The following is a 13,034-nucleotide window of genomic DNA, read 5'->3' as shown; positions in this document are numbered from 1 at the left end:
TTGAACCTCCCGTTTCCGGATTGTATTAAAAATTATTTTATTCCATTGAGCGGATGATGCCCAGTTCAAGCCCTCTCAACTCGGCAAGGCCACGCAGCCTTCCGATGGCAGAATAACCGGGGTTGGTTTTCTTTTTAAGATCATCCAGCATCTGGTGACCATGATCGGGGCGCATTGGGATGCTTAATTTACGTTGCTTCATTACCTGTACTAACTCTTTCACCACCGAGTACATATCCACATCACCTTCCAGGTGGTTATCTTCATAAAAATCGCCAAATTCATTGCGGCGGGTACTGCGCAGGTGGATGAAATTGATCCTGTCGCCAAATTGTTTAACCATGGCAGGCAGGTCATTGTCCGGCCTTACACCGTATGATCCTGTACAGAAGCAGAGGCCATTGTTTAACGATGGCACAGCCTCTATCAGGGCGTTAATATGTTCGGCAGTACTTACTACCCTTGGCAGGCCTAAAATAGCATATGGCGGGTCATCGGGGTGGATCACCATTTTAACATTGTTGGCATCTGCAACGGGGATGATCTCGCTCAGAAAATAAATAAGGTTTTCCCTTAACCGCTTGGCATCGATACCATCATAAGCAGCCAAAGCTTCCCTGAATTTATCCAGCGTGAAACTTTCCTCACTGCCTGGTAAACCTGCTATAATATTGCGCTGCAGTAATTGTTTATCATCTTCCGTCATGCCGTCAAAGCGGGCTTTGGCGCGGTCAAGTTCATCGCTGGTGTACTCCCATTCGGCACCTGGCCTTTGCAGCATGAATACATCAAAAGCAATAAAGGCGGCTTTTTCAAAGCGTAGCGCTTTGGAGCCATCTTCAACGGTAAAGCTCAAATCGGTACGGGTCCAGTCAAGTACCGGCATAAAGTTATAGGTAACGATATGGATACCACAGGTTGCCAAGTTTTGCAGGCTTTGCTTGTAGTTTTCAATATATTGCTGATAATCGCCGGTTTGGGTTTTGATGGCCTCGTGTACAGGTACACTTTCAACCACATCCCAGGTAAGGCCGGCCGCTTCGATAATCGCTTTGCGCTCGTTGATAGCCTCAACGGTCCATACCTGGCCATTGGGGATTTGGTGCGGGGCGCTCACTACACCTGTACACCCTGCCTGCCTGATATCGGCTAAACTCACAGGATCATTGGGGCCATACCAGCGCATGGTGTTGATCATGCTGAAAGTATTGCTTGTATTGGTATCACTCATTTTTATATCGTAGGTTTAATATGCAAAAACAGGAGTGTTCAATTTTAAAAGTGTGAACAGCTCAAAAAAAACTCAGCATTGACAGTCAGCAACTTAAGCGTTCAATAAATTACAACAAAACAACCAACAAGCTGATAAACAGCGGTTTAATATTTACCGGTATATTTAATTGAACACTTGTTTTTTAAAAGTTGAACACTGACAAAACAATGTCAGTAAAACATGTCAGGCTGCAATTTATCGCGCTCCAATAATCGTTATATTTTTTTAATCGCCTAACAGTTAATTGCAAATTATTTTGTGCTACGAATGCATAAGGGAATTTCTTCTCATTCGGTGGGTTTTGAAAAGTGAATTAAAAAGGCAAAGACTTACGAAGTTTTAAAAACTTCGTAAGTCTGGGTTCTGCAACATGTCAAGAGCAGAAACGAAGCAACTTCTTCACCCTGTATAGTAGTTCTGCATGTTGAAGAAGATTCTTCGCTATATTAAAAATGGGTGTCATGGGTAGCCTGTCGAAGCATGGTGGGCAAGGCCTCTGCGCGCGCCCCTTCGAAAAGCTCAGGGCGACACCCACCCTTTTTGTTTATGCCCAATCAAAATCAACCACCCTGCCGTTCAGTTTCCATTTGGTGGGTGTTAATGTTTCCATCCAATCCAATGGCTGGCCCAGCGGTTGTACTTTTGCCGCCTGTGCAAAGGCTGTTTTAACAGCTTTCCTTTGCTCTTCGCCCATAGCTTCCGGCTGAACGGAGATGAACAGCGGTGCGCCGCTTTCGGCTAATAATTGCAGCCATTGTTTGTTCCTTTTCCATTCAATATCGGTAGTAAGGCCTACACAATCACCATCTACCGCATAAAATGCATTGTGTTGCGGCAGGCGGAAAGCCAATGTGTTAACACCCATTTTACGGGTGCGCTCCCATTCATGACCACTGGTATCGTCACCTATACGGCACATCTCAAATACCCCGGCCGAAAGATGGCTCATCGTATTACAACCGATCACATAAATGCCATCGCCTGCTGCTTCGCGAATGGAGCGGTACAGGCGCAGGATAATCTCAGCATTAGTCTTGCTTCTGTCGTTAAAATGCCAGTTTGGCGCGGTGAAACTATTCTTCATATCAAAACCCCAGCGACCGGCAATATCATAGGTTGTAAAATCGTGTTTCACCATTTCGTACCCCCATTGCTTATACACATCAAAGTTATGCTGGATACGGGCTATGTTTTCAGGAATAGTAGGATCAAGTACCGGATTTTTCGGATCATTCCTGCCCGGAATCTTCGGTGCCAGTAGACTGGCCTTTTCATCATGTTTGGCACAAAGCGGTCGCATCCACAGGCCGGGGCGCATGCCTAATTTCTTGATCTCATCGCCCAAAGCATGCATATCTTTAAACTTATCGTTTGGCTTCGAGAAATCATCGTTCCAGCCGCCATCGCCGGGTAACAACGGCGAATAGGTAGCCCAACCTGCGTCAATAACAGAAAAAGGTTTATTGCTGTGATCTGTAACCAGTTCGGCCATCATGGCCGTTGTCTTTTTGATCAGCTCTGCCGAGTTATTGCCATAGGCGAAATACCAGTCGTTGATACCATATACCGGTTGTTTTGGAATACGCGGTTTTTCGCACATCATTTTACAAAAACGATGCGTTGCGGCAAAAGCATCCTCCCCTGTTTTAGCATTGGTAGTAATTACATCAGCAGCGTGCAGTTGCCTGTCGCCCAGCAACACGCCTACCCCGCCTGAGGTTGTATCTAAAGTAAGTTCGATATTATCGGCATTAACGCCCCACCAGCAAATACTGTTAGCACCGGTTTTTACACCGAAGCAAACGGTTTGTTTATCATCATGGATAATTACATACCAGGGATTTTTAATACCGGAAGCCATAGTTTTCCATTGCAGGTCACCATACGAGCGTTCCCAATGATCGCCCAGAAATTTAGCAGAAGCAGATGTATTATGTTTCCATTTTAAGCGCACCGCATTTAACTCTTGTTTTGGTGATGAAATATATACGCCAAGCCCGTTGCCATTAGTTTTAAGGCTTGCGCTGATATCTTTATAAGTGTAATGAGATCCGTTTGATGCTGTAAGCTTAACCCAGTCGGCGCCTGATTGTGCCCACACCTCATCGGGAGCATTCATAATTGCAGCTCCGTTTGAGGCCGAGTAAGTGAGCTTGCTGAAAAGCATGGCAGCTGATGTAGCCGCAGAAAGTTTTATAAAATGCCGTCTTTGCATGGTGAATGTGGTTGCAGTAATTATCTGTTAAGGTAACATGTAAATTGGTTTACAACGTTACTAAAAGGATTAAGCAAATGCTAATACAATTATGGATTTTTATTGGCTTTGCACAATCATATAAAATCCAATTACTGGACGAAGTTACGCTACGCTAAACTTCGTCCTAAAATGGGTTAAGCTTCCAGCTTAACTCAACAACTCTTGATTGTATGTTACCGACCTGACTATAAAGGCTATGTTTTTCTTTTGCTACGGAAGCAGAATGCTTCTACAATTACTGGACGAAGTTACGCTACGCTAAACTTCGACCAGGGTTAGGTTCTTTCAGACAGGCTTCGTCCAAGGTTAGGCTACTTTTGCCACGGCGGCCAGAGGCCGCTGGATAATTGCCACTCGGCTGGAGCCGAGCGGCGGCGTAATTTCCTTCTTTCTATCACCCCATTTCAGCCCCAATAAACCACAAACTCCGTCTGCCGTTCGGCAACAGTTTTCAATGAAAACTCAAAGCCGTGGTTTAACATGATTTCACGTACCAGGGTGAGGCCTATCCCCTGCCCATCTTTTTTGGTGCTGAAGAATGGGGTAAACAGGTTGGCGTTTTGTTCGGCCGAGATGCCTTTTCCGGTGTCGGTAATGATGAGTTTTTTTTCTTTAAGATTGATGGTAAATGTTACCGATCCCTGATCATCAATAGCCTCGATGGCATTTTTAACAATATTGATGAATGCCTGCTCCAGTTGCTGTTCATCGGCCATTATTTTAACCGGTTCTTCGGGTAGGTCAACTGCAAGCGATATCCCTTTTTCTTCAGCACGAATGCCCATCAGCGTTACTACCGATTCTAAGAGCTTTTGCAATACAACAGGCTGTTTGTTGGCCGGAGGCAGCTTAACCAAATCTGCAAAATTACGCATGAACAGATTGAGGTTTTGATTCCTGTCCATTGCAACCTGCAGCGCATCTTTTATCGGGTCGAAATCATGACCTGCCCAAAGCTGATCGGTTTTCATGGCTGATTGCATGATGGAATTTACAGGCCCTATGGTGTTATTAACCTCATGTGCCATCATCCTGATCACTTTGCCATAAACTTTCTTTTCGGCCGCCAGTATTTCGGCTGTCAAATCCTCTAACATGATAAAATGACGTGAGAACCCCCGGTCGATAAAATGCGATTTTTGCAGTTTGAACGAATTAACCCCATCCAGCTTAACCACCTCCGTTTCGCCCGATTTAAGGGCTTTGATGTGCTTGAAGATAGAGTGAGCGAGCTCGCCAATTAATTCACCAATCACGGCTTTTTCATCAATACCCAAAACCTGCAAAGCTTTAGGGTTGATTTGTTGCACGCGGTCATCAAAATCAAGGATAATGATACCCGTTGGCGAAGTGTGGATGAGCTTTTCTAAAAAGAAATGTTGTTGCTCCTGTCGTGTCCGTTCGGTTCTTAACTCGTCCATCATCTGGTTATAAACATCAATCAGCGCGTCAACCTCCAGTTTACCGGTTGAAAGAAATTTCACGTTAAAATCTTTGTCTTTTATGGCCTCTATCCCCTGTAGTAACATTTTTAAAGGCAGTACAAGCTGGCGGTAAAGCTGTATCGCTACGGCTGCCGAAAGAAGAACAAAGGCCTCGGCTATGATAAAATAGATCTTATTGTCGATGAAAATAAACCATGCAAGCACCAGGGTAAGCAGGTGCAGGATCACCACAAATAAAATGTATTTAGTCCTCAGCTTCATCGTACGGGATCTGGTATTTTTCGAGCCGCCGGTACAGGGCGCTGCGCGTGAGGCCCAGCGCCGCTGCCGCCTTGCTTATCTTGTTTTTATGGTGATCCAATGCCCGTCTTATCATCTCTACTTCTACCTCTTCTAAAGTTAATGTGCCTACGCCCGGCAATTGGATATTTCCTTTTTTAACAGGTGACAATTCCAGTTGCGACCGGAAATCATCGATACTCAACTCATCCCTCCTGCTCACCAAAATAGAGCGCTCCACCAGGTTTTTCAATTGCCTGATATTGCCGGGTAAAGGTAACTGCTGCAACCACTTCATGGCTGATGGCGCTACCGACAAATTAGGCCGGTTATAGATCTGCTTTAAGTTATTAATAAAAAAGTCAACCAGCAAAGGAATATCTTTCGGCCGCTCGCGCAAAGCCGGCAGGTAAACGGTGATCAGGTTGATACGGTACAATAAATCCTCACGAAAAGTACCGCGCGATACCATGTCATTCAGGTTTTTATTGGTAGCGCATACTACGCGGGTATCAACCGTTTTGGTTCGGCTGCTGCCCAATACTTCATAAGTGCGGTCCTGCAATACGCGGAGCAACTTTACCTGGCTGCTGGCATCCAGGTCGCCTATTTCATCTAAAAAAATGGTGCCTTTGTTGGCCATTTCAAAGCGGCCCATCCGGTCAAACCGTGCATCGGTAAACGCTCCGCGAATGTGGCCGAACATTTCGCTCTCAAACAAAGAGGTAGAAATGCCACCCAAATTCACCTTGATAAATGGCTTATTACGGCGAAGACTATTTTGGTGAATCGCTTCCGCTATCAGCTCCTTACCTGTACCGCTTTCACCCATGATCAGCACCGATGCATCAGTTGACGCAACGCGGCCTATGGTTTCCAGGATATCAAGCATCCGTGCATCTTCGCCTACGATATTTTCAAAATTGTAGGTTTTATCCAGTTGTTTGCGGGTACGATGTTCGGTCTTTTTATCCTGCAAGTCGAGCAAGGTTTTAACCGATTGGATGAGGTGTTCGTTTACCCAGGGTTTATTGATGAAATCATTAGCACCCAGCTTCATGCCTTTTACAGCAAGCTCGATACTTCCCCAGCCGGTAATCAGGATTACAGGAATGGCACTGTTAAAAGCCTTGATCTTTGCAAGCAGGTCCATTCCTTCCTGCCCCGATGTATCTATCGAAAAATTAAGATCGAGAATGATCAGCTCGACCGTTTTTTTCTTAATGATCTTCAAAGCTTCGGCAGGTTCATTGGCACTTACAGCATCATAGCCCTCGCTTTTTAACAGCAGGATCAGCGAGGTGCGTACAGCAATATCATCATCAATAACCAATATCATAACAGGCGGTCAATATCGTAATTATTCTTCGTGTAAAGCAACAGCGGGATAAATAGCCGCAGCCTGTTTGCCAGGGTAAAGTGAACAAATGAGCACTAACAGGTAAACAAACAGCACTGATAAAAGCATCCCTCCGATATATATACCGGCAGACAGGTCGAATACATTAAGCAGCGGAAATTGCACGGCGAAAAACACCCCGATAATAAGTGAAAGTGTAGCCAGGATCATGGATTCGCTTACCAATTGTGATGACACTGAATTACCGGTAGCGCCGATTGCCCTGCGCAGCCCGATTTCGCCCCGGCGTTTATTGATGTTATACCACAATACCCCAAATAACCCGAGCGCAACATTAATTACCAAAAATGCACTTACAATACCCAATATGATCATGGGTACCAATGCAAAATAATTACTATCCTTGAGCTTGTTGGAGAGGTGCTCGATCTCTACATTTGAATTTTTCATGTAATTGGCCATTGTTTTGTAGAGTTTACCTTCAAAGGTTGCGTCGGTACCCGGAGCTACCCTAACCAGGATTTTACCAAGCCAGCGAAACGACCCAGTATCAGTTCTGAAAAACAGCCCGGGGCCTGGATTTACATAATCGCCGTTCCTTTTTATCGTTTGAATTACGCCAACTACTCTTAACCTGTCTTTATCGTTATCATTACCAAAAAGTTTACCCGCAGCCGGTTCATTACCAAAAGTTGCCTCCTTTAATGCCGCATCAATTACAACACTTTTGTTTTTGGCAACAGCATCCTGCTTGTTAAACCACCGGCCTTCAAGCAACTGCACCTGAAGCACGTCTTTGTAACCGTCTTCAACAGTAAAATTATTTAAATGGTTAACGTGCTTTCCGTTAAAGGTTAAGGCACTTTCATTAACCTGTTGAGAAAATGGGATATTGCCGCTTACAAAGCTTATTTCCTGCACCTGCGGCAATGATTTTATTGTTTTTCTTAACGTTTCATAGTACAGGTTAAGTGAATCGATATTTTTTGTTTGATATGCATTGCCGTAGTTTATGACCCAAACGTTTTGATATTCAATACCCATGGGCTTTTTATAATTGCTATAATAGTAAACCATCAGCGTAAATACCGCAAACAGTACCAGGAATGACACCAGCATCTCGGTCATGAGCAGGAAGTTCTGCTTCTTTTTATTCCAGATGAGTTTAAATAAATGCTTAAACATAATATTTTTAATTAATGATAAATATTTTACTGAGCCTTAAGTGCCATAACCACATTCAGTTTTGACATGCGCCAGGCCGGATACACGCCTGATAATAAACCAAAAACAAGGCATACCAGCAGGCCTATAATTAATACTGTAAAATTGATGCTTAACTCAAGGTTGGCTATCAAATTGGCGTTATTGATAACATAAAGTGCCAGCAGCGATAAAGCAACACCAAGAACGCCCCCCAACAAGGTAAGGATCAGGTTTTCGACAATAAATTGGTAAACCAATGTCTTGGATGATGCGCCAAAAGCCTTACGTACCCCAATTTCTGAAGAGCGCTCCATAATTCGGGTGATGTTGATATTTATCAGATTAAGCGTTGGCAAAAGGGTAAATATGAAAACAAACACGCTTATGGCCATAAGCGCTATAGACACCCCGGAATGCTGTTCATTACCTGTATCAAGATAAGCCGCCAAAAACGGGTTGGCATGGCTGTACAGATGGGTAAATTCCTTTCTTTCAACCGGTACCCTTTTCATAAGGTTTTCATACTCATCACGCATCTTTTGTACATCGCCCGTTGAATTAGCCAATAAAATCCCCATATATCCACCCATGTACCCTTTATCTTTATAATTGGCTTTGGAAACGGTGTAAGGCAGGTAGATATCACTGTAAAGCATATAATCGGTTATGGGTACGTTTTTAACTACACCTATAACCCGGTAGCTTACGTTATCCGCTTCGATATATTTACCAACTACCGAGGGTGCATCTCCAAAATACTCCCGTTTCATATCCTCAGATATTACCGCTACACGATCAGCATTGGTAACCTGCTGGCCGTTGAATGCCTTACCTTCGGTAAAATCATAATCAAGCACATCCCAATATTCGGCATTGGTATATTTATAATTTACTGCTATTTTTTTATTGTTAACGTAGGTATTGGTACCGTTAAATGCTGATGATATGGCAACCTTTACCGGTGTTTTCAACATACTTGTATAGTGGCTTAAAAAGTAATATGATAATGTGCTCGACTGCAAATTATCTTTACCCGATTCCTGGATGCGGTTAATGTATAATGATCTGTCGCGTTTTTTATCCGGATAAGTATCACCTACCACTTTATCAATAAACGCAGTTAAAACCATCAGTATAGTTAAGGTAAAGCTAATCCCAAACAAACTGATGAACGTGAAAAACTTGCGGCGCTTTAACACCGCTATGGCTATTTTAAAATAATTTTTAAGCATAATTTTAATTTAAAACCAGTTAATTACTGAACCTGCGCGCCATCAAACAGGCGCACCAAACGATGGGTTTTGTGGGCCATATTTTCATCGTGCGTTACCATTACTATGGTAGTGCCATCGTTGCGGTTAAGATTAAGCAGGATTTCCATAATCTCGTTGCCCATAGCGCTATCCAGGTTACCGGTTGGCTCATCGGCCAAAATAATTTCGGGCTTACCTACAATAGCTCTTGCAATAGCCACACGCTGGCGCTGACCGCCTGAAAGCTGCGTAGGGAAATGTTTTAAACGATTAGCCAGGCCAACTTTTTCCAGCGCTTCGGCTGCCAGCTGGCGGCGTTGTTTGGCAGTAGTATCGCGATAAAGCAAGGGCAGCTCCACATTATCAAGCACCTGGAGGTCATTAATGAGGTGATAGCTTTGAAAAATAAAACCCAGCTTTTTATTGCGGAACTGTGCCAGCTGTTTATCATTCATGCCAGCTGTTTGCTGATCGTCAATATGGATATTGCCTTTTGAAGGCGCATCAAGCAGCCCCATAATGTTGAGCAGAGTACTCTTTCCACAGCCCGAAGGGCCCATAATGGATAAAAATTCGCCTTTGGCAATATCAAGGCTTACGCTGTTCAAGGCCAGGGTTTCGATGGTATCGGTGCGGTACACCTTTTCAATGTTTTGTAAACGTATCATGAGAGGTTAATTATTGATTTAATGAATTAGTGATTTAGTGATTTTTTATGGGTTATGGATTGATATCGGGTTATTGAATTATTGATTTAGTTATAAGTGATTTTCTTATTTGTTTCAAAATCGTAAAGCGACAGATAACGCAACTGATAGTAAGCTCCCCAAAAATCGCGGAGGGCGGTTACATAATCACGCTGGGCCTGGTCATTTTCGCGGAATGCGATACCAAGATCTGTTATGCTCAGATCTCCAAGCACATACCGTTCACGGGCTATCTTATATTTTTCGCCCGCAATACTATCAGCACTGGCCGTGTAAACCAGTTGTTCCTTCATCATATTAAAGAGTGACACCTGGGTAACTATCTCCTGCTTAAAAGTCTGTTTATCCTGTTCAACGGCGTATTCTGTAAGCTTCTGGTTAGCCAGGGCTGTTTTAGCCCGTGATTTCGATCTGCCCCAATCCAATATCGGTATCGATAGCTGCAGTTCCAGCACCTGTTGGTTTTGAGGGTTCTTGTATACATCCGGAATATTGGTTGCCGTATTTGAAAAGCCTAAACTAGCGGTGAGCGTGGCTGTAAGGCCGTTTTGCCCTTTGGCCCTGGCTACATCGCGCTTAGCTTCGGCAAGGCGGCGTGAAAAAGCGATAGCTGCCGACCGGTTAGCATTAGCCTCGGCAAGTACCCTATCCGATGAGACAATCATATTATTGATATCTTTCGGAACTGCCAAAACTATCCTGTCATCTCCCGCCTGTCCTATAAAACTGCGCAACGTAAGCGTAGTGATTTCCACATCACGCCTGGCTGTGCCCACTGCTTTCTGCGCGTTGATCTTTTCCAGCTGCAGTTGAAGGATATCGTTTTTTGACACTTTCCCTAACTCGTATTTCAGGTTGGCTATTTTGATGATCCCTTCGGTATTGGCCAAATTGGTTTCTGCCATTTTAAGGTTTACCTGGGCCAGCAGCAGGTCGAAAAAATAACCTTCCACGTCAACCGCTATCTTTTCCTGGGCTTCGATATAAGCCTGCTTGCTTTCGTTAAACTTTAAAGGCTCAATTCTTTTATCCCATTTAAGGCTATTGAACTGAAACAGCGGCTGCGCGTAGTTGATACCATAAGGAATGCCGTTATACAATACATTGTGCCTGTCAAAATCGTCAAAACGCTGCAACTGTGTAGTGCCGAAAATGGTGCCACCGGTGGCTGCGATACTCTGGCTGAAATCAAGCCTTAACTGCGAATTATCATTATGAATAGGCTGAAAAAGTATCGTACCATCGGGCTGCTGTACCTGCGAAAATGTTTTGGTATACCCCGGTAAAATACCGCTTAACGCCAGTTGCGGCTGATAGTTTGATTTGTACGTGCGATACTCCCAATATTTGGTTTCGCGCGTGGTAGCGGCCTGTTTGGCGGCTATGGAGTTGGCCTTGGCCAGCTCAACCACCTGCTGCAGGGTTAGCCTGAGCGTATCGCTGCTGCTCAGGCCGAACGCTGCTGTGCTTATGGTTAGTAATAATATGATGTATAGTATTTTCATGACAATATCCTTTTAAATAAACAGCCAGCCCCCCTCTTTGCTGTTGTTGGTGTTGTCACCAACAACTTTTACCCCAATGATTTTCATAATCACGGAAAGTCGTATTCGAAAGCCTGACGTAGAGCTATTGGTGACAACACCAACAGCGGCAGAGGCACTTCATTACAAGCGTAGTGCGGCAATCTCGTAGCCAATGCATGTCCGATCTGTATAGCTACGAGATTGCTTCGTCGTACCTCCTCGCAATGACATGGCTTTTTTAACTAACATTTCCAACCGACCGAGCAATTCCGATTTCCTTTCTAATTCTTTACCGTTACTTCCCTCGAGTTTTTGTATTCGCTCATATCCGATGTAATAACCTCTTCACCTTGCTTCACCCCGCTTTGTATCTCCACATAATCAAAATTGGTGAGGCCAATATGTACCGTTCTCCGCTCGGCTTTGCCATTGTTAAGCACAAAGATGTCCTGAACAGTGGGACCTTTAAACGCCGGACCGTTGGCTACCCTCATGATTTTGCTGTGTGTGGCCGTTACCAAAAAAACATCTACTTTCATATTAGGCCTGAGCAGTTTGCTCGCCCTGTCGTCAAGCTGTACATCGAAAGAAACTATGCTGTTTTGTATCGATGGGGATACATTACTTACATGTCCGCGCAATTGATCATCATTGATTCGAACAATAACTGGTAGGCCGCTATGAACCTGATCGGCCACGTTATCAGACACACTACCCTGGATCCGGAAACTGCCTAAATCGGCAATGCGGGCGAGGGTCTCTCCTTGCTGAATGTTGGCGCCGATGTTTTTATTTACGTAAGTGATGACGCCCGCTCGTGTCGCAACTACATTTGCCAGATTAAGCTTGCGTTGTAATTCTTTCAAATCATTTTGCTGAATATCGGCAGCTATTTCAGCTTCCTTAATCTCCAGCTGCATGGTTTGTTGTTTGCTTTTGATCTCGTTTTCAAGTTGCTTTTTTTCAAGCTGGGCAACTTTCAGGTTCAGTTCGGCTTGCTCAATATTTTCGCGGGTGCCGCCGCCGGCTTTGTACAGGCGTTTAGCGTTTTCAACCGCATCGGCGAGGTTGCTGATGTGAAGCTGTTTAATGTCGTTATTTGATTGGATGTCGTAGAAGCTTTTATTCAGATCAAGTTTGAGTTTGCTGATCTCGGTGCGTTTGGTTTCGAGCTGAAACTTTTGTTTTTCATAATCGGTTTGGGTAGCCGATTTATCTAGCGTTAATATCGATTGCCCGGCTTTGATCTTATTACCCGCGTCCATCAGCGCGCTTTTGATCGATGCATTTATCGGACTGGTGATGATTTCTTCAAACTCCGGCAACACCTCACCGGTAGCGTTTATGGTATTTTCTATATTGCCAATTTCAACCCTGGCGGTTGTTATTTCGGCCCGGGTGATGGTTGATTTAATATATCCCCGCAAAAGCATCACAGCAAGCACCAAAACAGCTATGCTGCTAATGATGACCAGCGCTGTTTTTTTGCGTTTGGCAGTAGTAACTTCAAGTGCAATTTCCTTATCCATTATGATAAATTTGGATAAAGTTTTGCAAGAGCTATACCAATATTAAATCATTGATTATAAATAAATTATGATATTATAATTTTCAAAAAGTGATCGATATCGGACAAAATCTTCAATATCGACCGTTGATTGATTTTTGATTGCGTTGATGGCGCTGATTTATTTTTTACCGTTGAGCTGTTCCAGGCGGAGATGTTGT

The 13,034-nt window shown here is 43.9% G+C and carries 9 protein-coding genes; all 9 read right to left on the bottom strand.

Features of this window, described 5'->3' with window-relative positions:
* Positions 1–37: 37 nt before the first annotated feature.
* On the bottom strand, positions 38–1,231 hold the full coding sequence (uxuA, locus tag ACEN9X_RS23055) for a mannonate dehydratase (RefSeq protein WP_413667357.1): 1,194 nt from the start codon (positions 1,229–1,231) through the stop codon (positions 38–40).
* A gap of 586 nt (positions 1,232–1,817) precedes the next feature.
* Positions 1,818–3,488, bottom strand: coding sequence for a hypothetical protein (locus ACEN9X_RS23050; RefSeq protein ID WP_413667356.1), 1,671 nt, complete (start codon positions 3,486–3,488; stop codon positions 1,818–1,820).
* Between the two features lie 446 nt (positions 3,489–3,934).
* On the bottom strand, positions 3,935–5,236 hold the full coding sequence (locus tag ACEN9X_RS23045) for a sensor histidine kinase (protein ID WP_413667355.1): 1,302 nt from the start codon (positions 5,234–5,236) through the stop codon (positions 3,935–3,937).
* Complete coding sequence (locus ACEN9X_RS23040; RefSeq protein WP_413667354.1) at positions 5,220–6,593, bottom strand: sigma-54-dependent transcriptional regulator; 1,374 nt, start codon at positions 6,591–6,593, stop codon at positions 5,220–5,222. Before ACEN9X_RS23040 ends, ACEN9X_RS23045 begins: the two co-directional genes overlap by 17 nt.
* A 21-nt stretch (positions 6,594–6,614) precedes the next feature.
* The gene (locus ACEN9X_RS23035) at positions 6,615–7,799 is read right to left on the bottom strand and encodes an ABC transporter permease (protein WP_413667353.1); all 1,185 of its coding nucleotides are present in this window, start codon (positions 7,797–7,799) and stop codon (positions 6,615–6,617) included.
* A 26-nt stretch (positions 7,800–7,825) separates the two neighbouring features.
* Positions 7,826–9,052, bottom strand: a complete 1,227-nt coding sequence (locus ACEN9X_RS23030) for an ABC transporter permease (RefSeq protein ID WP_413667352.1) — start codon at positions 9,050–9,052, stop codon at positions 7,826–7,828.
* Positions 9,053–9,075: 23 nt separating this feature from the next.
* Entirely contained in the window at positions 9,076–9,741 is a 666-nt protein-coding gene (locus tag ACEN9X_RS23025) for an ABC transporter ATP-binding protein (RefSeq protein ID WP_413667351.1), read from the bottom strand.
* A gap of 86 nt (positions 9,742–9,827) precedes the next feature.
* The gene (locus tag ACEN9X_RS23020) at positions 9,828–11,285 is read right to left on the bottom strand and encodes a TolC family protein (protein WP_413667350.1); all 1,458 of its coding nucleotides are present in this window, start codon (positions 11,283–11,285) and stop codon (positions 9,828–9,830) included.
* Between the two features lie 302 nt (positions 11,286–11,587).
* The gene (locus ACEN9X_RS23015; protein WP_413667349.1) at positions 11,588–12,835 is read right to left on the bottom strand and encodes an efflux RND transporter periplasmic adaptor subunit; all 1,248 of its coding nucleotides are present in this window, start codon (positions 12,833–12,835) and stop codon (positions 11,588–11,590) included.
* Positions 12,836–13,034: the final 199 nt, after the last annotated feature.

This window comes from Mucilaginibacter sp. Mucisp86, from assembly GCF_047324315.1.
Classification (GTDB): Bacteria; Bacteroidota; Bacteroidia; order Sphingobacteriales; family Sphingobacteriaceae; genus Mucilaginibacter.
Note: the sequence above shows the minus strand (reverse complement) of the source record. Positions and strands in the feature narration are given on the sequence as shown.